The 22,179-nt window shown below is 41.7% G+C and carries 19 protein-coding genes and 3 pseudogenes; 15 read left to right on the top strand and 7 right to left on the bottom strand.

What is annotated here, in order from left to right:
• From GVV58_RS11280 to GVV58_RS11270, 3 genes and pseudogenes are all read right to left on the bottom strand, one after another.
• A pseudogene (locus GVV58_RS11280) lies at window positions 1–326 on the bottom strand (IS66 family transposase); the annotation flags it as partial.
• Window positions 327–400: 74 nt separating this feature from the next.
• Entirely contained in the window at window positions 401–736 is a 336-nt protein-coding gene (gene tnpB / locus GVV58_RS11275) for an IS66 family insertion sequence element accessory protein TnpB (protein WP_004783682.1), read from the bottom strand.
• Window positions 733–1,161: a transposase gene (locus tag GVV58_RS11270; protein WP_159516586.1), complete on the bottom strand. Its 429-nt coding sequence runs from the start codon at window positions 1,159–1,161 to the stop codon at window positions 733–735. The genes tnpB and GVV58_RS11270 overlap by 4 nt, the downstream gene beginning before the upstream one ends.
• Before the next feature lie 70 nt (window positions 1,162–1,231).
• Between GVV58_RS11270 and GVV58_RS11265 the strand changes: the two are divergent.
• Window positions 1,232–1,471: pseudogene (locus GVV58_RS11265) on the top strand (transcriptional regulator); the annotation flags it as partial.
• A gap of 48 nt (window positions 1,472–1,519) precedes the next feature.
• Here the strand turns inward: GVV58_RS11265 and GVV58_RS11260 are convergent.
• Window positions 1,520–2,611, bottom strand: a complete 1,092-nt coding sequence (locus tag GVV58_RS11260; protein WP_074383713.1) for an ATP-binding protein — start codon at window positions 2,609–2,611, stop codon at window positions 1,520–1,522.
• Between the two features lie 346 nt (window positions 2,612–2,957).
• Here GVV58_RS11260 and GVV58_RS11255 point away from each other — a divergent pair.
• Window positions 2,958–3,147, top strand: a pseudogene (locus GVV58_RS11255) (type II toxin-antitoxin system HipA family toxin); the annotation flags it as partial.
• Window positions 3,148–3,262: 115 nt separating this feature from the next.
• Window positions 3,263–3,499 (top strand): VF530 family protein, encoded by a 237-nt coding sequence (locus GVV58_RS11250; protein WP_005173763.1) that lies wholly within the window; start codon window positions 3,263–3,265, stop codon window positions 3,497–3,499.
• A 269-nt stretch (window positions 3,500–3,768) separates the two neighbouring features.
• Here GVV58_RS11250 and GVV58_RS11245 read toward each other — a convergent pair whose 3' ends face one another.
• Complete coding sequence (locus GVV58_RS11245; RefSeq protein ID WP_159516585.1) at window positions 3,769–5,469, bottom strand: NAD-dependent malic enzyme; 1,701 nt, start codon at window positions 5,467–5,469, stop codon at window positions 3,769–3,771.
• Window positions 5,470–5,835: 366 nt separating this feature from the next.
• Here GVV58_RS11245 and GVV58_RS11240 point away from each other — a divergent pair, with 366 nt between their 5' ends.
• The 9 genes from GVV58_RS11240 (at window position 5,836) to glmS (ending at window position 15,790) form a co-directional block, all read left to right on the top strand.
• On the top strand, window positions 5,836–6,798 hold the full coding sequence (locus GVV58_RS11240; protein WP_100535342.1) for an alpha/beta hydrolase: 963 nt from the start codon (window positions 5,836–5,838) through the stop codon (window positions 6,796–6,798).
• Window positions 6,799–7,146: 348 nt separating this feature from the next.
• A complete protein-coding gene (locus tag GVV58_RS11235) occupies window positions 7,147–8,658 on the top strand; it encodes an aldehyde dehydrogenase family protein (protein WP_005094691.1) in 1,512 nt (503 codons plus the stop codon).
• Window positions 8,659–9,062: 404 nt separating this feature from the next.
• A complete protein-coding gene (gene ribBA / locus GVV58_RS11230; RefSeq protein WP_004728811.1) occupies window positions 9,063–10,178 on the top strand; it encodes a bifunctional 3,4-dihydroxy-2-butanone-4-phosphate synthase/GTP cyclohydrolase II in 1,116 nt (371 codons plus the stop codon).
• Window positions 10,179–10,196: 18 nt separating this feature from the next.
• Entirely contained in the window at window positions 10,197–10,667 is a 471-nt protein-coding gene (gene ribE, locus GVV58_RS11225) for a 6,7-dimethyl-8-ribityllumazine synthase (protein WP_044109358.1), read from the top strand.
• A gap of 4 nt (window positions 10,668–10,671) precedes the next feature.
• A complete protein-coding gene (gene nusB, locus GVV58_RS11220; RefSeq protein ID WP_004280924.1) occupies window positions 10,672–11,121 on the top strand; it encodes a transcription antitermination factor NusB in 450 nt (149 codons plus the stop codon).
• Window positions 11,122–11,138: 17 nt separating this feature from the next.
• Entirely contained in the window at window positions 11,139–12,056 is a 918-nt protein-coding gene (gene thiL, locus GVV58_RS11215; RefSeq protein WP_159516584.1) for a thiamine-phosphate kinase, read from the top strand.
• The gene (locus GVV58_RS11210) at window positions 12,034–12,555 is read left to right on the top strand and encodes a phosphatidylglycerophosphatase A (RefSeq protein ID WP_159516583.1); all 522 of its coding nucleotides are present in this window, start codon (window positions 12,034–12,036) and stop codon (window positions 12,553–12,555) included. The genes thiL and GVV58_RS11210 overlap by 23 nt, the downstream gene beginning before the upstream one ends.
• Window positions 12,556–12,575: 20 nt before the next feature.
• A complete protein-coding gene (gene glmU / locus GVV58_RS11205) occupies window positions 12,576–13,940 on the top strand; it encodes a bifunctional UDP-N-acetylglucosamine diphosphorylase/glucosamine-1-phosphate N-acetyltransferase GlmU (RefSeq protein ID WP_159516582.1) in 1,365 nt (454 codons plus the stop codon).
• Window positions 13,941–13,951: 11 nt separating this feature from the next.
• Complete coding sequence (gene glmS, locus GVV58_RS11200) at window positions 13,952–15,790, top strand: glutamine--fructose-6-phosphate transaminase (isomerizing) (protein ID WP_159516581.1); 1,839 nt, start codon at window positions 13,952–13,954, stop codon at window positions 15,788–15,790.
• 602 nt (window positions 15,791–16,392) lie between these two features.
• On the opposite strand, the gene GVV58_RS11195 is transcribed toward glmS, so the two are convergent.
• Both GVV58_RS11195 and GVV58_RS11190 read right to left on the bottom strand, forming a co-directional pair.
• Window positions 16,393–16,881: a GNAT family N-acetyltransferase gene (locus GVV58_RS11195; RefSeq protein ID WP_159516580.1), complete on the bottom strand. Its 489-nt coding sequence runs from the start codon at window positions 16,879–16,881 to the stop codon at window positions 16,393–16,395.
• Window positions 16,871–17,137 (bottom strand): DUF1778 domain-containing protein, encoded by a 267-nt coding sequence (locus tag GVV58_RS11190; RefSeq protein ID WP_039890759.1) that lies wholly within the window; start codon window positions 17,135–17,137, stop codon window positions 16,871–16,873. The genes GVV58_RS11195 and GVV58_RS11190 overlap by 11 nt, the downstream gene beginning before the upstream one ends.
• Window positions 17,138–17,565: 428 nt before the next feature.
• Here GVV58_RS11190 and GVV58_RS11185 point away from each other — a divergent pair, with 428 nt between their 5' ends.
• Genes GVV58_RS11185 through GVV58_RS11175 form a run of 3 tightly spaced genes read left to right on the top strand, consistent with a single transcriptional unit; the run spans window position 17,566 to window position 22,155 of the window.
• Window positions 17,566–18,369, top strand: coding sequence for a heteromeric transposase endonuclease subunit TnsA (locus GVV58_RS11185; protein WP_060513852.1), 804 nt, complete (start codon window positions 17,566–17,568; stop codon window positions 18,367–18,369).
• A complete protein-coding gene (locus tag GVV58_RS11180; RefSeq protein ID WP_159516579.1) occupies window positions 18,356–20,476 on the top strand; it encodes a Mu transposase C-terminal domain-containing protein in 2,121 nt (706 codons plus the stop codon). The genes GVV58_RS11185 and GVV58_RS11180 overlap by 14 nt, the downstream gene beginning before the upstream one ends.
• The gene (locus tag GVV58_RS11175; protein WP_159516578.1) at window positions 20,473–22,155 is read left to right on the top strand and encodes an AAA family ATPase; all 1,683 of its coding nucleotides are present in this window, start codon (window positions 20,473–20,475) and stop codon (window positions 22,153–22,155) included. Before GVV58_RS11180 ends, GVV58_RS11175 begins: the two co-directional genes overlap by 4 nt.
• Window positions 22,156–22,179 lie beyond the last annotated feature (24 nt).

Genomic DNA, 22,179 nt, shown 5'->3' with positions numbered 1-22,179 from the left:
GCATCAGTTTTATCTGCATTCAGCCGTTCCAGTTCCAGATCAACGGCTGCGATATCCTCTTCGACTGCTTCGTCCCATAGATGGATTTGTTTTGCGGTGAGATGTTCGTTTTTACTGCCGAATTTATGCTTTTTAAACAGCGCCAGTTCATGCTCGTATTTTTGATTGAGAATAGAAAGATGCTGAACTTTGGCATCCAATTGCTGGTTTGATTTTTCTAATTCTTGATTTGATTGTGCCAGAGACTGATGCTGCATCGCCAACTGCCGGGTAAATTCCAGCAGTTGTTCATGGGTCAGTTGGCTTAAATCAGGCAGCATTTTCATGACCGCAGTATGCCTGAGGTCATGACGCAGAGGAAATAGAACGTTTGGAGAATAGCAGAATGTAGCAGCCTAGTTTAGAGCATTGTTACCACTTGCTGTCGTCCAATGCGCTGCCAGGGCAAACCCTGAATGAGTGCCTGTAACTGTTCTGGACTGAGAGCTACGTTTTCACCCTGGTGAACTTTAGCCCAGTGGAATTTTCCCTGTTCCAGCCGCCTGGCACACAGCCAGATGCCCAGTCCATCATGTACCAGCACTTTCATACGATGACCACGTTTATTACAGAACAGGTAGGCGCAATGCGGTTTGATTGAGCCAAAGGCTTTCATAATCTGCGCCATGGCCGTATCCATACCCGCACGCATGTCCATGGGCTGGGTAGACAACCAGATTTCATCGATACGGATCATTTGATCAAGCCCTGAAGTAAAAGCAGTAATTCAGTTGCAGACTCCACCGGCCATTCGATTTCGATCATCTGATTCCTTACGGAACCTTGTTCATCATGTAATGGAATCCTGATATGAGCGGTAGCTTTCTTCTCTGGCACAGGTGGCGGAGGTGCTTCTTGTTTGACTGGCGTCGGGTGAAGAATGACGGGAAGGAAGTCGGTCTGTGGAATGGATGAGATTGTTAATGATGGAACCATTGATCTGGACTGACGAATCCATTTATGCAACAGATTGGCATTGATCTGATGTTGCATTGCGACCTTAGCCACCGATGTATCTGGCTGCTGGCATTGCTGAATAAGTTGATGTTTAAATTCAGCCGTGAAGGTTCGACGGGGCTTTTTTAGCGTTGGTGCAGTGTCTATAACTGTCTTTAAATCCATAAATAGGTGTCCACTTAAATTTTAGTGGACACTATCGCGGTATTAATGAGTTAGAAAAAGTGGGGCTCAGCGGACGCTTACCGGCATTTCAAGACAGCAGTACCAAAAACTGGAAAGTCAGGGCAATCCACGATTAGAGACCTTAGAAATTATCGCGGCAGGATTAAATGCTCAACTGATGCTCATTCCAGATGATAAAGTTCATTTAATCAGACAATTATTGAATGATGAAATTAAAATCACGATCGAAGATCAGGATGACTTAATGACCAACCCATGGAAGGGTCTTCTCGGAGATGAGGAATCATGAATCCTCTTAACGAGGTATTTTACCGGGTACTGACCATTATTAAAAAATTTATGCTTCATCCATAATCCATTCTTTAAAAAGAGCATCCTCGATTTCATAAGTACCATTTTCTGGTTTAAAAATAATTTGTTTTTTTGATAAAGAACGTAGGGCAGATTGAATACTTGATACTGCAATGCTGTCTACACCGATGGAGTCAGCAAGATGCTGTCTAAATTGAATACTATAAAGTTCAACTTGTGATTCAGCTATGGCTTTTAAGAGCAGCTGTTCTAATAACTTAAACTCTCCCCATAATCCTGAAAAGTCACGGTGCCCCATTGTATCGGCTATAAGCTGTTCCTTTGCAAAATCTATAGCCAGCATTGGGTTTAATGCTAAACGCTCAACCAATGACCTCACCAGTTGAGGACTTTGCTTCATATCTAAAAAAGCACACCATAAAATTTCTTTATCCAAACTACGTCCTGTTGTTTGATTAAATACATCTGCCAGATGATCTGTAAATGCTTTTGTTAGATTTGGAAAAGGTAAATTCTGCCCATAATGAAAAAATGGAGCACTACTCACAGAAAACATTTGTCTCAAGCCCTCTCGACTTGAACCAGTAAAAATTACCTTTATCGTTTCTTTATGCATATCTAAAGCAGTACGCAAACTGGCAATAGTTGTTTTATATTTTGAACTAGCTAAAGCCTGAATCTCATCAAGTAGCAATAAAATAGGTTTACCCTGCTGAGCCAGTTTTGTAATACTAGATAAAATACTGGAATTCACTTGCCCTTGTGCAAGAGTCACTTCGGCTTTTACACCTGCCACCTCTGTACTTAAAGAGCCAATATTTTTAATCCAATGATTGGCTTTACCAATCAAGCCATTTTGCTGTGAAAACTCATCAAGAGCTTTTACAAACTGTCCTTCACTATGCAGGCCTGCATCTAAAAAACTGAAATAAAAAACGCGCCATCCAAGCTGTTCTGCTAAGGGCGTAATATCTTTTCGTAAAAATTCAGTTTTCCCCATCCGGCGTGGGGCAAAAAAAGTCAGAGAACTAGCTAGTCCAGTCTCAAACATGCCTAAAATTTGTTTAGCTAGTTCTGTACGTGGAAAATGCCAAGGGTCATTGGAGATGCTACTCATTTTAATTACTCAGCAATGATTCTTTATTGCTATAGATTGTATTAGATTCCATTAGATTGTAAATGTCTAATTAGACTTCTTTAATCTAATAGGATCTAATCATCCAATAAAGCACCTTTGCACCGATCAACCGACACATTTTATAACTCCATTATTTTGTGGCTTAATAGCCACATCTGAACATAAGACCCAATATTATGGATTTAAGATTCAGAAAAACCTGAAGAAGTTGTTGCGTTTTATGTGAGAGGCTTCGTAAAGAACGACTTTATCTGGAAATAAATCCACGCTCAAAAAACTTAATGCTTACTATAATTGATGGGATGAATATTGGCTTTGGGGTACACTGGTCTCCTCAACAGCAATCACAGGTCGACCATTAATTGCCTTTGAATACAGTGCTGAAGCGATCCGTAAAGGTTTAGAACGCTCCTCGTACCTACTCCCATTAAGAAGGTGACCCATTAAGAAAAAACTTTCCTACACAGCACATGGGATTACCAAGTCATATATATGATGCCTCACCCGATTGCTGGGCGTGCTCCAGAATTTTGATGGTTATTCAGTCCATCATTACCTACATTCAAACGCTCTAGTTTTCCAATTAGCTCAGGTTATAATAATGGTCACCCAAAATACGATTGATCTATTATGAACACCCCCAATGACCCTTTACACGGCAAAAAACTTGCTGACATTTTGGATGAATTATTGGATTACTACGGTGGCTTTGAAGGTTTAAGTCGTAAAATTGAAATTAGATGTTTTTGCATAGACCCAAGTGTTAAATCATCATTGCGATTCTTGCGTACCACACCATGGGCACGTGAAAAAGTAGAAAGCTTATATTTGTACGTCTTACGCCAAAAGGCAAAACAGAAACCGTAGACCCAGGCTCCTCTCTTATCATCAAATTATACCAGTCAGTAAAATATTTTACATTAAATCATATATTTAAAATTAATATTATTTAATAAAATAAATCTCAGCGACTTTATCGAGATTGGAATCAGAGAGCTCGAGTCTCCTTTCCCGCTCCAGATTCAAAAAAGCCCTGATCGAAAGATCGGGGCTTTTTTTAGGCATTGCCTATTTTAACCAATAAACGCTGACCAGCCCAAAACGAGTGCTTAGTCAGAGTTTGTCTTCATTTAAAATTAGAAAGTGACCCGCTGATAATCACGATATTGCGGTGTCCAGAAATTATGCTCAATCGCTAACTGCAAGTCCTCAATACTTACTTTAGGCGCCACCCCATCCTCAATGGCAGCAAGGGCTACCTTTAATGCAATCTGCTTTGAAATAGACTGCAAATGATCGAGACTTGGCAATAAATCCGCTTGTGGGTCTTGCAACTTAGGCGAACAATCCGCCAGAGCATTACTAGAAGCCATCAGCATATTATCTGTAACACGCTTCGCACCCGAAGCAATCACCCCCAACCCAATTCCGGGGAAAATATAAGAATTATTGCATTGTGAAATATGATGGATTTTTTCCTGATAATTCACCGGTGCAAAGGGGCTACCTGTGGCAATCAGCGCTCTACCCTTAGTCCATTGCAAAATATCTGCCGGTACTGCTTCTACCTGTGAAGTCGGATTGGATAAAGGGAAAATAATTGGCTGCACGCTATTCTCAGCCATAGCTTCAACCACTTCCTGCGTGAATAATCCCGGTTGCCCCGAAACCCCAATCAGTACTGTTGGCTTGGCATGCTTCACGACATCTGTTAATGAAATCATGGCTTCAGCATCTGCCCAGCTTTCTACATGTTCAGCAGGCTGTGCTAATTTACGCTGAAAATTCAGTAAATTTGGCTGATTTTCAGTGATCAGACCAAAGCGGTCAACCATAAATATCCGTGCACGTGCTTCGCTATCGTTCAAGCCTTCCGCAATCATTTGTTTAACAATCTGTTCCGCAATCCCGCAACCAGCTGAACCGGCCCCCAGAAATGCCACCACCTGATCTTTCAACTGCTTGCCTGCTGCACGTGAAGCGGCAATTAAACTTCCGACCGAAACCGCAGCGGTTCCCTGAATATCATCATTAAAGCAGCAAATGCGATCACGGTATTTTTCCAGCAAAGGCATGGCATTTTTCTGCGCAAAGTCTTCAAACTGGATCAATGCATCCGGCCAGCGCTGCTGAATGGCCTGAATTACCATTTCGACAAAAGCATAGTATTCATCGCCGCTGATCCGCGGTTCACGCCAGCCCATATAAATTGGATCATTCAGCAATTGCTGATTATTGGTGCCGACATCGAGAGTGATCGGTAAGGTATACGCTGGGCTGATTCCACCACAGGCAGTATAGAGCGCCAATTTACCAATCGGAATCCCCATTCCGCCAATCCCCTGATCGCCTAAACCCAAAATGCGTTCGCCATCGGTAATCACAATCACTTTCACGTTCTTTTTATTAATATTGTGAATAATCTGCTCGATCTGATCGCGATCCGGATAGGAAATAAAGATCCCGCGATGACGGCGATAAATATCAGAAAAGCGCTGACATGCCTCCCCTACAGTCGGGGTATAAATAATCGGCATCATCTCGCTAAGGTGATTTTCAATCAGGTGATAAAACAGGGTTTCATTGGTATCCTGGATATTACGCAAATAAATATGCTTGTTGATATCACTATTAAAAGCACAATATTGCTGATAAGAGCGCTGACTCTGTTCCTCGATGGTCTCGGTCACATGAGGAATTAAACCATGCAAATTAAAGCTTCTACGCTCTTCTTCAGTAAATGCAGAACCTTTATTGAGTAACGGGAGTTCTAATAAGGTATTTCCGGCATAAGGAATATATAAAGGGCGTTTACTGTTCAAATTTTCTCTGGGCATTATTTAACTCTTCTAATCAATCCTCGGCACTTCGCCGAAAACAATGACATCACTATCGTTATTTTATATAGCCTATCCTGATTTTAGCCTTTTGGGGTATTTAGTAAATTGATAATACTTTTAGCAGGATTTTATAATCTGATAACGTAGCGTGATAGGAGAGATTTTGGTTAATTTTGTAATAAATTTCTTTTATCCATCAAAAATGCTTGTTCTATTTTAAAATCTCACTGATTTAAAATGGGTTATGGCCTATTTATATAGTGTTGATCTTTTTCATACTGCTAAGGCAGAAGATTGATTTGACAAAAAGTCAAAGCTCATCAAGGATAAAGTATAAATTCAATAATATAAATGAGTATAAAAATGAGTGAATTCCAGCCCCTTTATCAAGCTGATATTTTAGGCATCGGCTATGAGCAAGCCACCTTGAGCTTTCCAGATGACTATGAGGGCAAAGTTGTAGCAACCCTGATACGTAAAAAAGCAGCGCAGCCTACTCCTAAAGCAGTTTTGTATATTCACGGATTTATTGATTATTTTTTTCAGACTGAAATGGCGGAACGCTTTAATCAGCAGGGTTTTGATTTTTATGCGCTGGATTTAAGAAAATATGGCCGTTCGATTCTGCCGCATCAGAACTATTATAATGTGCATGAGCTGTCTGAATATGATGCAGAAATTAGCCAGGCACTGGATATTATCGCAAGCGAGGGCCATGATGCTGCCCTGCTCTGTGGTCATTCTACCGGCGGCCTCATCACCACATTGTACGCGGCACATCACCCTAATCATCGGTTAATCAAAGCACTCTGGGTCAACAGTCCATTTTATAACTTTAATATGAATCCGATAAAACGTGCGCTCGGCATCCCGCAGTTAAGCAAACTGGCAAAAAATTTTCCCGACCTTAAATTTCCGAGTGAGTTAAATAAATGGTATGCCACCAGTCTGCACAAGGATTTAAAAGGGGAATGGGACTTCAGTCTGGACTGGAAAAAGACCCGCTATCCAAGGGTACGGATCAGTTTTATTCGTGCCATCTATGAAGCACAAAAAGAAATTCATCGCGGCATCGAACTCGATATTCCGGTTCTGGTCATGCATTCGCATCAGACTTTATATCCCAAAAAATGGGGCAAGGCAGCGCAAACTAGTGATGTGATTTTGGGAGTTAAAGACATTCAGAAATATGCCAAAAAAATCAAAGCTGATGTCACGGTTCAAAGCATTCAGAATGGTTTACACGATCTGGTACTTTCAGACAAATCTGTACGTGAACAGGTTTATCAGCAGCTGTTTCAATGGCTCAACAGCAAAGGACTATAATGCTGGCAAACAGGAAAGATTATTTTAGGCTCCTGTTTTCTGTTAAGTGTTTTGATTGAATAAAATAGCCCTCTTGAATGTAATCCGCAACCATCAGAAATACATGAATCCTTCGATTTTTTTAAGCGCCAGTTAAATGCTTATTTCTTAGGATAAGCTTCGATTAAATATAAAATTTAATTCCTATACTTCATATTCCAAATGTTGTCTTTTGTAGCAAGCGTGTAATCAAAGCACCACCTGTCTTTTTCCCTCTTTATAGTAGAGCTGACTGCTGAAACTGTAGCATTTTCAATTGAGAAAATAGGGTCAGCGTGTACCAATAACAATCATATAAAGGAATAGATTATGCGTTATGCAGACCCCAATACTGACGGTGCAAAAATTCAATTTAAAGCCCAATACGACAACTTCATTGGCGGCGAATGGGTCGCTCCAGTTAAAGGCGAATACTTTGACAATATCTCTCCGGTAGATGGCAAAGTCTTTACCAAAGTGCCGCGCTCTTCTGTAGAAGACATTGAGTTGGCCTTGGATGCAGCGCACAAGGCCAAAGCACAGTGGAATACATCCTCAGCCACCACCCGTTCCAATATCCTGCTAAAAATTGCAGATCGTCTGGAACAAAATCTGGAACTGCTGGCGGTGGCAGAAACCTGGGACAACGGCAAGCCGATCCGTGAAACCTTAGCGGCCGATATTCCGCTATGTATTGATCATTTCCGTTATTTTGCCGGCTGTATCCGCGCTCAGGAAGGCGGCATTTCCGAGATTGATGAAGATACCATTGCCTACCATTTCCATGAACCATTGGGTGTGGTGGGTCAGATCATTCCGTGGAACTTCCCGATCCTGATGGCGGCCTGGAAACTCGCACCTGCCTTGGCAGCAGGCAACTGTATCGTGCTGAAACCTGCGGAACAAACCCCGGTCAGCATTTTAGTTTTAGCTGAACTGATTCAGGACATTTTGCCGCCGGGTGTACTGAATATTGTCAATGGTTATGGTATCGAAGTCGGTCGTCCACTCGCGACCAATCCGCGCATTGCCAAGATTGCCTTTACCGGTTCAACCGCAGTCGGTCAGCAAATCATGCAATACGCCACCGAGAATATTATTCCGGTAACACTGGAACTTGGCGGAAAGTCACCGAACCTGTTCTTTGCCGACATTATGGATCAGGAAGATGATTATCTGGACAAGGCACTGGAAGGCTTTGCCATGTTTGCTCTGAATCAGGGTGAAATCTGTACCTGTCCTTCTCGTGCCTTGGTGCAGGAAAGTATTGCCGATGAGTTTCTGGCGCGTGCGGTAGAACGGGTACAACGCATTAAAACCGGTCATCCACTCGATACCGACACCATGATTGGCGCACAAGCTTCGCAGGAACAGCAGGATAAAATCTTAGGCTGTATTGCCACTGGCCGCGAAGAGGGTGCGCAAATTCTGACCGGCGGTGAAGCACGTCAGGAAGTGGGACAAGGTTTTTATATTGAACCGACCATTTTCAAAGGCACCAATGACATGAAAACCTTTCAGGATGAAATCTTCGGGCCGGTGCTGGCGGTGGCGACATTTAAGGACTTTGATGATGCCATTAAAATCGCCAATGACACCATTTATGGTTTAGGAGCAGGCGTCTGGTCACGTTCAGCACACACCTCTTACCGTGCAGGACGCGCGATTCAAGCGGGTCGGGTCTGGACCAACTGTTATCATATTTATCCTGCACATGCGGCTTTCGGTGGCTATAAAAAATCAGGGATTGGCCGTGAGAATCACAGAATGATGCTGGATCATTATCAACAGACCAAAAACCTGCTGGTGAGTTATTCAACCAAACCGGCTGGTTTCTTCTAAGTATGAATTTTCTCAAAAGCGAACTGCGGTTCGCTTTTTTGTTTTATTCAAGTTTTTTAATATCTGGTAAATTTTTCTGCTCTTGATCGTTGACCAGCAAAATAAAAATCTGAAAATCACAAAAACAGGAATAAAACTGTATAAAAAACAAATTAATACTTTAACTTAGAAGGACTTCGCCTAAGTTTTTCATTTTTTATGCATTTTGACTGTTCAAAAAACCTGCATAAAGCCCTGGCTTTCATTTAAAGTCGGCTTTTCATGATTCCCAAGACTGTGTATAACATTGAACCACTATAGGGAAACTAATAAGCATAGGCAAAATTGCTTAAAAAGCGTTAGACTATGTACCCAATAATGTCATGATTCGGTCTGATCAAGATCAAAAAAGAAGGTGAAGGTTGATGCCGCTCAATACTGTTGAAGAGCTTGTAGCAGATATCCGTGCAGGAAAAATGGTCATCCTGATGGATGATGAAGATCGTGAAAATGAAGGCGACTTAGTGATTGCTGCCACGCACGTACGTCCTGAAGACATCAACTTCATGATCACCCATGCACGTGGTCTGGTCTGCCTGACTTTAAGCAAAGAGCGTTGCCAGCAGTTGAATCTGCCTTTGATGGTCGATGCAAACGGTGCCCAGCATGGAACCAATTTTACCCTGTCAATTGAAGCAGCCAAAGGTATTTCTACCGGGATCTCACCGGCTGAACGTGCGCACACGATTCAAACTGCGGTGGCTGCTCATGCCAAACCGGCAGATATTGTACAGCCAGGACACATCTTCCCGCTGATGGCGCAGCCGGGTGGCGTATTGCACCGTGCCGGGCATACCGAGGCAGGTTGTGATCTTTCTCGTTTAGCAGGACTGGAACCGGCTTCGGTGATTTGTGAAATCATCAATGAAGATGGCACCATGGCGCGCCGTCCGGATCTTGAAGTTTTTGCTGAAAAGCATGGTTTGAAAATTGGCACCATTGCCGACCTGATTCATTACCGCATGACCAATGAGCAAACGGTTGAGCGTCTCGATCATCAAAAACTCGACACCGAATACGGCACATTTGATTTATATCGTTATCGTGAACTGGGCAACCCGGATATTCATTTGGCCCTGGTCAAAGGCGAGCCTAAACAAGGCGTGACCACCGTTCGTGTACATGGTTTTAATCCGACCCGTGATTTGCTCAAACTGAAAAAACAGGACGGCGAACCGGCCTGGAATTTAGACCGTGCATTAAAAGAAATTTCCAATAGTGATCGTGGTGTACTGGTCTGGATTGGGCAACGTCATTTACAGGATTTGGGTCCAGCTTTAGATACCTTAAATACACCAAAAAATGTAAAATCAAATTCTGCACTGTCTCAGCAGTATCAGACCATTGGTGTCGGTGCACAAATTTTGCGTGATCTAGGCGTTGAAAAAATGAAGCTGCTCAGCTCTCCATTGCGCTTCAATGCACTATCAGGCTTTAACTTAGAAGTGGTGGAATACATCACCGCACAACAAACATCTTAAGAAATCATCGAGGTTGCTATGGCAGTTCGCCGTATTGAAGGTATGTTACATCTCGCGAACGAAGACCGTTATGCGATTTTAGTTGGTCGTTTTAACAGCTTTGTGGTTGAACATCTGTTAGAAGGTGCCATTGATACATTGAAACGTCATGGTGTATCAGAGGATAATATCACTGTTGTTCATGCCCCTGGTGCCTGGGAACTTCCTGTAGTTGCGAAAAAACTGGCAACTTCAGATCGTTTCGATGCCATCATCGCGCTTGGCGCCGTGATTCGTGGTAGCACGCCTCACTTCGATTTCGTTGCAGGCGAATGTGCCAAAGGTTTAGGCGTGGTTGGCCTGGACACTGGCTTACCTGTCATTAACGGTGTACTCACTACGGACAGTATTGAACAAGCGATTGAACGCTCTGGAACAAAAGCAGGCAATAAAGGTAGCGAAGCTGCCCTGACTGCGATTGAAATGGTTAACTTGTTAAAGGCTATTTAACGCTATGTCGCAAACACTTCAAGCAACTTATGCAGCAAAACGTAAAGCACGTCGCTTTGCTGTACAAGGAATTTATGAATGGCAAATGAGCCACAATCCGGTGCATGAGATTGAAGCACGTACGCGTGTGGAAAATGCCATGCACAAAGTGGATCTGAGCTATTATCATGAATTGTTGACTCAAGTGGTTGCCAATCATGAAGCATTGGATGCGCTCTTAATCCCGGTACTCGATCGCGAACTTTCAGCACTGGATGGTGTTGAACTTGCGACCCTTCGTCTTGGTGCATATGAACTCAAAGAACATCTTGAGATTCCATATCGCGTGGTTCTAGATGAAGCGATCGAGCTGGCTAAACATTTTGGCGGTGCCGATAGCCATAAATACATCAATGGTGTATTGGATCGTTTAGCGACAACTTTGCGTGCAGCAGAAAAACAGCAGTCTAACTAATAGCGTAGATTCGTTGTATGGCTGAATTTTCGATTATCGACACCTATTTCAATCGCAAGAATGCCAATTCTGTCGATCTGGGCGTCGGTGACGATTCAGCCTTGCTCACCCCTCCGCCTCAGCAACAACTGGTCATCTGTGCCGATACACTGGTTGCTGGACGACACTTTCCTCTCGATACAAATCCGCATGCCATTGGCTGGAAATCGGTTGCTGTTAATCTTTCCGATATTGCCGCGATGGGTGCAAAACCGCATAGTATTCTTCTGGCATTGAGCCTACCCCAAATTGATCATGACTGGCTCAAAGCCTTTAGTCAGGGTTTGTATGATTGCTGCGATCAATTTGGCGTGAGTTTAATCGGGGGTGATACCACCCAAAGTCCGCATCTCACTTTATCTGTGACAGCCTTAGGCTGGGTCGATATTGGCCAAGCGGTGCCACGCTCAGGTGCAAAACCAGGTGATCTGATCTGTGTCAGTGGAACTGTCGGCGATGCTGCTTTTGCCTTAAATCATTTAGGTCATCCGCTACAGAAACGTCTGGACTATCCGACGCCACGTTGTCAGCTCGGTGCCTCCTTAAAAGGTCTGGCACATAGCATGATTGATGTCTCGGATGGTTTGGCCCAAGATCTTGGACATATTCTCAAAGCCTCGCAAGTCGGTGCCAAGCTACAACTGGAACACTTACCGATCAGTCCTGCCCTGCAGGCCTTAAGCGAGGCACAAAAATGGCAGTATGCACTGGCAGGTGGTGATGACTATGAATTATGTTTTACAATAAGCCCGCAAAATTACGAAAAATTATTGCAAAAACAACTTGATGTTTCGATTAGTATAGTCGGCACAATTCAGCAGCAGCACGGCTTAACTTTTGAAAAAGATGGCGTAGATCATTTGCTTCAATTTAATGGGTATCAACATTTTGCATAAACCTGCGATCAATTTTAAAGCCATGTCATGGACCGACCGACTGATTGTGTTTATTGGCGTTGGCTTCGGCTCAGGACTGATGCCTAAAGCACCGGGGACCTTTGGTTCGGCCTTTGCACTTTTATTTATCCCGATTTGGCTGCATCTTGATTTTCTAAACAGTCTTTTTGCCATTGCCATCATGTCCCTGATTGGCATATATATCTGCGGGCATACTGCCAAGGTCATGGGCGTTCATGATGATGGCCGTATTGTCTGGGATGAATTCGCCGGACAATCCATCACATTTTTACCCCTGATCTATCTCGGCCAGATGAACTTTCTCTGGCTGCTGGTCGGTTTTGCGCTATTCAGATTATTTGATATCTGGAAACCGTGGCCGATTCGGGTCATTGACCGTCAGGTCGACGGCGGTTTTGGCATCATGCTGGATGACATCATTGCTGGCCTGTGGGCGGCTCTTTGTATTTTGATTTATTTTTACTTCACCGTGGCATAAGCCATATTTAGGATTAGAACATGTCAACGACTGTTATTATTCTTGCTGCAGGTAAAGGCACGCGCATGCGTTCAAGCTTACCGAAAGTATTACAACCGCTTGCAGGACGTCCTTTACTGGGTCATGTCATTGACACAGCAAAAAAATTAAACGCAGATAATATTATTACCATTTACGGGCACGGTGGCGAGCAGGTTCAAGCTGCTTTTACAGCGCAAAAAATTAAATGGGTTGAACAGAGCGAACAGCTGGGTACCGGTCATGCCGTACAAATGACTTTACCTGTCCTGCCCCAAGACGGCGTATCGTTGATTCTTTCTGGTGATGTACCCTGTATTAACCCGCTCACCTTGCAAAAATTACTCGATGCCACTGCAGAAACTGGCATTGGTCTGGTCACGCTCACCTTGCCAGATGCCAATGGTTATGGTCGCATCGTGCGTAAAAATGGTCAGATTCAGGCCATTGTTGAACATAAAGATGCAACGAACGAGCAACGTCAGATCCAAGAAATTAATACTGGCATTTATGCGGTCAGCAATGCCAAGTTGCATCAATGGCTGCCAAATTTAAGCAATGAGAATGTTCAGGGTGAATACTACCTGACCGATATTGTGGCGATGGCTCTGGCCGATGGTATGCAGGTTGCTTCGGTAGAACCTGAACAAGCCTTTGAAGTTGAAGGCGTAAATGACCGTGTGCAACTGGCAGCATTAGAACGTCAGTTTCAGGCATGTCAGGCCAAACAGCTGATGCAGCAAGGTGTGCATCTGATTGATCCGAGCCGTTTTGATTTGCGTGGTAATTTAACTGTCGGTCAAGATGTACAGATTGATATCAACGTGATTATCGAAGGTGATTGCGAGCTGGGCGACCATGTTGAAATTGGTGCCGGCTGTATCATCAAAAATACCAAAATTGCAGCTGGGACTAAAGTGCAGCCTTATAGCATTTTTGACAATGCTATCGTTGGTGAAGATACCCAGATTGGCCCTTTTGCACGACTGCGTCCGGGTGCGAAGCTTGCTGCCGAGGTGCATATCGGTAACTTTGTAGAAGTGAAAAATACCACAATTGGCGTAGGCTCTAAAGCCAACCACTTCACCTATCTCGGTGATGCTGAAATCGGTGCCGGTTCTAATATTGGTGCAGGGACTATTACCTGTAATTATGATGGTGCAAACAAATTTAAAACGATTATTGGTGATCAGGCCTTCATTGGTTCGAACAGTTCATTGGTTGCACCTGTGAGAATTGGCAACGGTGCCACAGTCGGTGCAGGCTCAACGATTACCCGTGATGTGGAAGACAATAGTTTGGCAGTAGAGCGCTCTAAGCAATTTGCCAAAGAAAACTATCCACGTCCGCAAAAAATCAAGAAATAAGGGGAACAAATATGTGTGGTATCGTTGGTGGCATTGCAGAACGTAGCATTACCAATATTTTGATCGAAGGCTTAAAACGCCTGGAATACCGTGGTTATGATTCAGCAGGTTTGGCACTGATTAACAACAGCCAAGTTCTACGCGAACGCCGTGTCGGTAAGGTCGCAAACCTTGAACAAGCTGTGAATGAATCACAGATTAGCGGTTCACTCGGTATCGCGCATACACGCTGGGCGACTCATGGCAAACCGACTGAAGAAAATGCCCATCCGCATATTTCTGAAAATGTGGCAGTGGTCCATAACGGAATTATCGAAAACTACCAAGAACTCAAAGATGATCTTGAAGCTTTGGGTTATGTGTTTACCTCACAGACCGATACTGAAGTGGTTGCCCATCTGATCAATGATGCGCTGAAATCTACCTCGAGCCTGTTAGAAGCTGTACGCCAAGTGGTTCCGCAACTGAAAGGTGCCTATGCACTCGGTATCTTACATACTGATCATCCGGATGAACTGATTACCGTACGTGAAGGTTCTCCGCTCGTCATTGGTGTCGGTATTGGTGAAAACTTTATCAGTTCTGACCAGCTGGCTCTGCTCCCGATTACCAACCGTTTTATTTATCTTGAAGAAGGTGATATTGCCCGTTTGACCCGTACCACAATTGAAGTCTTTGTCGATGGTCAACTGGTTGATCGTCCGGTCAAGGAACTGGATGCTGCGGTCAGCAATGCGTCTAAAGGTGAATACAAGCACTATATGCTCAAAGAAATTTATGAGCAGCCTGAAGCGATCAAACAGACCATTTCCCAAGCCTTAAATGGTAATGACTTGCGCGAAGACTTCCTTGCCAGTGCAGAACAGGACTTCGCAAAAATCCAGCAAATCCAGATTATTGCCTGTGGTACCAGTTATCATGCCGGCATGATTGCCAAATACTGGTTTGAACAGCTGATTGATCTGCCGTGTCAGGTCGAGATTGCCAGCGAATTCCGTTATCGTACGCCAGTCATTGTGAATCACACACTCTATGTGTGTATTTCCCAATCCGGTGAAACTGCCGATACCTTGGCTGCATTACGTGATACACAGAAACGTGCGGCGGCCAAAGGGCTAGACATCACTACGATGACTATCTGTAACGTAGCAACCTCTTCGATGGTGCGTGAAACTCAGCATAGTCTGTTGACGCTGGCAGGTCCTGAAATTGGTGTGGCTTCAACCAAAGCCTTTACCACCCAGCTTGCTGCATTGATGCTGTTGGTACTGAAAATCGGTTTTGTGAAAAATACTATTTCTACAGAACAAATGACGGAGATCACCACAGAGCTATGGCATATGCCTAAAGTGATTCTAGATACCTTGCGTCATGATGATGAAATTTTAGGTCTGTCTGAGCTGTTTGTTGAGAAGCAGCACTGCCTGTTCCTGGGCCGTGGTACCCACTTCCCGATCGCACTGGAAGGCGCACTCAAGCTGAAAGAAATTTCCTATATTCACGCTGAAGGTTATGCTGCAGGTGAACTGAAACACGGGCCATTGGCATTGGTTGACAATGACATGCCAGTGGTGATTCTGGCACCGCAAGATGACATGCTGGATAAGCTGAAATCCAATATGGAAGAAGTTCAGGCACGTGGTGGCGAACTGTTTGTCTTTGCCGATGAAAACAGCGGCATTAAAGCCAAAGAGCGTCAGCATGTGGTACATATTCCGGCAGTCAATGCAGTGCTGGCACCGATTGTATATAGCATCCCGGTGCAGTTACTGTCTTATCATGTGGCAGTGCTGCGTGGTACAGATGTCGATCAGCCACGTAATCTGGCAAAATCGGTTACGGTAGAATAATTAAAATTGAATCAGGGCTGGGGAACTGTGTTCGTATAATTAAGTTTGTACCAAATAATTAAGTTTAGATTTAATTATTTAAGTTTGGATATTAATGAAGTAAACGAACAAAACCCTACCCTGTAGACCCAGTGATTCTTCACCAAGTCTACAGGGTTTTTAATATAAATAAATTCAAATTAGAATCACACCAGAAATATAAAATTATTACTAATATATTCAAAGATATAGATATATAAAAATCTCACCCTAGATTCAAAAAGCATCCCTTTTGACCTCATCTTGAAAACATTTCATTTTTATTTAAAGTATGCTTCGCCTTTCTGAGCAAGAATTCGTATTTTAAAGTGGAAGAATCCAATACTTAATACAAACTTAATTTCATCTAAAATTCAGGATACCAAATTCTAATACAAACTTAATTTTAAAATTGAAAAACAATGAATAATATATATCAACAACTTATGATCAAAAATAAAACAAACTTAATTAAATTACCATAATTAGACGCAGTATTTGGTCATAAAGCAAAATAAGGGATAAGGAACTATGTGCAAACTCTGAATAAATCTATTAGCTATTCCTGTTACTAGCAACCCACCTTATTTAAAATGAGGTATTTCATTCACTGGATATATTAATGTTAATGGATTTGATGTTAATGAGATAAAGCCAAACCGCTGATAAAACTCCATAGCTTTTTGATCCTTAGCATGTATTACAACAAAATTAACACCAATAATTTGAGCAACTTTTGAAACTTGTTTAAGAGCATGTGCCAAAAGTACTTTTCCAACTCCTTGCCCCTGTGCAGCTTGATCAACGGCAAAGCGCCCCACAACCACACAAGGTAAGGGATAACGAGGTAATCGTTTAATGAGAACAGCATCAACCCCATCAAATCCTATAGAGGTACTTGATAGACAATAAAACCCCCTCACCTGTGCATCATCATCAATAGCAACATAGGTTTTACTTGTTCCTGATTTCTGATGTTGGGATGCGTATTGTTTTATGAACTTATTTAAATCATCTTGCCCACAATTAAATGATTTTTTCTGATGATGGGCTTGTAAAACCTCAATTTTCATCCAATAAACTCATTAAATTTTTCATCTCATCATTTGCAGGGCGCGGATTTTCAAGCAAATTCATTAACATATCACGATCAGCATTATTTACTTTTAACTCGTGATTAGATTTAAGTAATTCTTTTGCTCGTTCAAATGAGGATTGGATCATAAAGGAACTCACACTAAGACCCAATAAATTCGCAGCTTGCTCAATTACATTCTTTGCATCTACGGTTGAACGAACATTGATTCGTTCTGTTGCTAAGTTAGCCATATTTTCCACCAATTTGTACATCATAATGATGTACAAATTATAGCAGATTAAGGTAGTACTTTAAGATCCAAATTTACATATTTTGTTCTAAAATATTTGGAATAGAAAATAAGCATTTTACTATGAACCAGAATGAATGGTCGGGTTTGAGTCTGAATATGCAGTTGGTTTACATAAGAATATGCAACGATGTTTACTAAGATGTAATTTGAATACTTTTGCCTATCATCAACGTTTTTTAAACTCATCAATTGAGTATTAAAATACCATATTAATTATTAAGTTGCTGAATTAAATAAATAATTAAATAAAAATTATAAAATTTTGTTTGTATGTAAATATATTTAAGTTTGTATTTTTTTGCCAAATACAAAATTAACCTCCTTCAGATATGATTAATTATCCACCAAAATCCACAGGTCTTCTGTATGGCAAAAATTATAAAAAACTATGAGGAATTAGTAACAGAAGGGTATGGCCAGGGCCATGGACGCGATTATAAACCTTGTAAAACTGTTCAAAACTTCAGTTCAATTGGTCGCTCTCACAGAGTACAAGGCCGCGTGAGTAAACGTCTTCATCACTTATTTTCTGATCTAGAGCTATCTACCTTTTTACTGCTTGACTGGAATCAGAACGTTACAGATATTCGCGAACATTATCCTTTGGATATCTATGATCTTAACTCCATCTGTTCTCGTTTCCGAATGAAAAAAGTATCGGTTGACTATATACCTTTTACCCTATCTTCAGATTTTTTAGTTGATTTTGGTAAGTTTTCTATAGCCCTTGACACTCTTTACAGCAAGGATCTGAATAAAGCTCATGTTATTGAGTCATTAGAAATTAAACGTCGTTACTGGGAAGAAGAGCACAATACGCCGTTCAAACTGATTACTGAAAAAGACATTCCTGCTACGGTACTAGAGAACATTAAATGGCTGTATGTAGAAAAAAATGACCTTGAAATAACAAATCACATGATTGATCAAGCAGTTTATTTTATGGAAGAAATTAGCCAGTACCCTCAAAGCTCATTAATCCAATTTTGTAAGCATTCTGACCAAACTCAAAAAATGGGTATCGGAGCGACGCTCGCATTGTTTAGAAAATTATTTGCACTGCGAATACTTCAATTTAATCTAGAAATTTCGTATTTGGAGCTTAAACTCTCTGATATTCATGCAAGTAATTTGCTCCAGAATGAGAATACAGTCCATGCAACTAATTAATTCAGTTTACATCTTGAATTCAACACAATACCGAATACTCAAATTCTTACCGCAGTATACGGTATGGATTGCGATTGATAATAAAAATGCTTTTCCTGAACTCATTTTGTCTAAGGAACTTCAAACTCTCTCAGATGATCAAAGCCTGATACCAGCGCAAGATCCTTATGAATACTTAAAACGATTAAACTTGAGTGAAGATTCTATTCAACTCAAAAAAAGAGATGAAAACTTTTTAATTATTCAAGATTTAATTAATGATGAACAAGTTCTTATCAATACAAAAATCAGGACTGCAAAAATTAAAACTATACATCTAGAGAAAGAGGTATCAATTAATAAAATTCTACGACTCCTAAGACGCTACTGGCAGCGTGGTCAAACGATAAATGCTTTGGTACCGGACTATGAAAACTCAGGTGGAAAAGGCCAAAAAAGAGCTATAGGTGATAAAAAAATTGGCAGACCACGCATCTATGAATCGAATGAAGGTAAGAATATCACTGAACAGGTTGAATTATATTTTAAGAAAGCCATCGAAGAGTATTTAGTTCCTGTCAAAAAACAATCCATTAACGAAACTTATCTTCGGTTTAAAAATTTATTTTCTAAGCACTTTCATCAAGTGCAAGCCGCAGATATTCCAACCTATGCCCAATTCTATTATTTTTATAATAAGCGATATAGAAATAAGAACAATTCCAAGGAAATTCTGAAGAATCAGAAAACTCTGAAAGATCACAAACCTCTGACTTCAACAGCGACCAAGCAAGCAAATGGTCCTGGTGCACGTTATGAGATAGATTCAACAATCGCTGACATCTACCTTGTATCATCAAGGGATCCATCACAGATTATTGGCCGACCTACCGTATATATTGTTATCGATGTATTCAGCCGGATGATTACTGGGCTTTATGTCGGCATGGAAAACAGTTCCTTTAATACAGCCATACAATGCCTCAGCGTTGCAATCCAAGATAAAGTGACATTCTGTCAGAGTTATGGCTTGCAAATACAACCAGAAGACTGGCCTATTTATGGTTTACCTGGTGCCATACTTGCAGACCGCGGTGAACTAATTGGCTATCAAATTGAACTTCTTGAAAAAAACTTTTCTGTTCGTATTGAAAATGCGCCACCGTATCGAAGCGATGCCAAAGGTATTGTGGAGAGGGCTTTCGGACTCATTCAGTCACGCTTTAAATCCTACGAGAATATTGGTGTTGTTTCTGGATTCAAGGAAAAAAAGAAAGGCGGACATGATTATCGACTAGAAGCTTGTCTAACTCTGGAAGAGTTCAGAAAAATCATCTTAAGCTGCGTCTTTTTACGCAATAATTTTGATATTTTGACGAAATATGATCGTAGTGCCGATATGCCGACTGACCTGCCTTCTATCCCCCTTAAGCTCTGGCAGTGGGGTCTACAGCACCGTACTGGGATGTTAAGACAAGTGGATAACAAATCACTATATGTTGGCTTGTTACCTAGGACCGACGCCTCCTTAAGTGACAAGGGACTTAAAGTCAAAGGCTTACTCTATCAATGTCTGGAAATGCATCAACAAGGCTGGTTTATTCGTAACACGACCAAATCCCGCCCGAAAAAGTTGCGGATTGGTTTTGACCCATACTCAGTAAATACCATTTATGTTTTCTTTGATGAAAATAAGTTGGAATACTGGGAAGCGCACTTAAGTGATGCCTCACGTCAATATCAGCATCTGACCTGGTGGGAAGCTGAACAAATTCAAAAAGCAATCAAAACTGTTGAAAAACAACATTCACAACTAAAGTCCGTAGCCATCAGTGAATTGCAGGATTTTACTGACAAAATCATCCACACAGCACAGAGCCGGCAGGCTCAAGCAGGAGTTCACCAACTTTCTAAAGCACAACGTACTCGGGATATTCGTCAGAACAAACAAGAAGCAATTCAGGTGGAACGTGAGGAACATCTCCAAAATAGGTCCGTCAATTCTATCCGGACTATCCATCCCAACCAAGACAATCCTCCAACACCCCCATCTCACAGCAGCAATCTGGATTTGACCAGTCAACCAGACTTAATGAGACAATTATTTGAAGAGGACGATGAAGAATGAATAATAATGAACTCGCGGTCAACACATCGATAGAAGACATCTATGGGGATAATCCTCTCATTACTCAATTACCGCCCATTCTTGACACGAAGTCGGTTATTAAACACCTACGAGGGAAACTAAAATTTATTCCAGAGCAGCGTTTTTTGCCTCAACCAGAAAGAATTCATCTAATTGCTCAACTGCCTCATGATTTTTTCCAACCACTCACCAAACATCTATCCCTTGAACAAAAAATTTCTATCATGATCCGGCAAGGTTATGTGAGTAGAAACATCAATAATGGTGATCGACACAGGCATTTGCACGCGGCTTTTCAACAACTAGAACCTTCAAACGAAAGCTCTTACCGCTACGCTCCTCCAGAATCGACAGCCACTAGTATGTCTATTATAGGATGTTCTGGGAGTGGGAAAACGACCACGATGAACAAGATTTTGCGTTATTATCCGCAAGTGATTGAGCATAAAGAACTGGGGTTAAAGCAAATTGTTTATCTTAAAATTGATTGCCCGCATGACAGCTCTTTAAAAAACTTATGCTCAAACTTTTTTAGAGCAGTAGATTTAGCATTAGGAGATACTAACTTCGAGCATCGTTTTACCAGAAGCCGCTTAAATGTAAATGCCATGCTGCAGCAGATGAAAATCATCGCAAATAACTATTCAATTGGACTTTTAATCATTGATGAAATCCAGCATTTGAATACAAAAAAATCTGGTGGGGCCGAGATTATTCTTAATTTCTTTGTAACCTTGGTGAATGTCGCATCCATTCCGATCGTGATGATTGGGACACCCAAAGCCAATGAAATTTTGCAAGAAGACTTGAGATCAGCTAGACGCAGTGCAGGATTAGGCTCTTTAATCTGGGAACCTATGCGTAATGAAGCCCCTACCCCCGATCCTAGTACTCCCGATCAAATGATTATTTCTGAATGGCATACTTTTACAAATAAGCTATGGCAGTATCAGTGGGTTCAACAACCAGCTGAACTGACCGATGAATTAAGAGCCACTTGGTATTATTATACGCAAGGTATTCCGGATCTAGTGGTTAAGTTGTTCTGTCTGGTACAAATTCATGCAATCACCATCGGTCTGGAAAAAATCACCTCAGAATTATTTAAAAAAGTCTACGAAGAACAATTGCAGCCAGTCCACGATATTCTAGATGCACTGCGTTCAGGCAATCCTGCACGTATTGCACGGTATTCTGACCTCACTATCCCTCAAGTTCAAATTGAGGAGTATGTTGAACAACACCGTTTTAAAGCCGCATTAAAAACAGAAAAACAGCATAAAGATCTGGGACCGCATTATTCTACTTTAATAGGTATGCTGACAGTATTAGGTCATCCCGCCGCTACAATAGAACCGCATGTCACTTCTGCATTAAAAAAATATCCAAACGAAAACTTACAGGTACTCCTCCAGCATATTCTGGAAGTATTAGACAGCCCTGTAGCAGAAGATAAGTTTAAACAGCATCAAACCACGACTCCGGCAAGGAAGCCACGGACATCTCGTAAAGTCATGAAGCCGGAGGAATGGAAAAGTACTGAAGCCAATGACTTACGAGTTTTTTTCAGTCAGGCACAAGAACAGGAAGTAGATGTTTATGAGTTATTAAAATCATCTCACTATTTGTTTGATCCTACCCGTCCCATTTTGCATTAAGCAGAAAAAATGGAGGGTAAGGTA

The sequence above is a fragment of the Acinetobacter sp. 18QD2AZ41W genome (assembly GCF_009829025.1).
Taxonomy (GTDB): Bacteria; Pseudomonadota; Gammaproteobacteria; order Pseudomonadales; family Moraxellaceae; genus Acinetobacter; species Acinetobacter pseudolwoffii.
The sequence above is the reverse complement of the archived record's forward strand: the minus strand, read 5'-3'. Positions and strand labels throughout refer to the sequence as shown.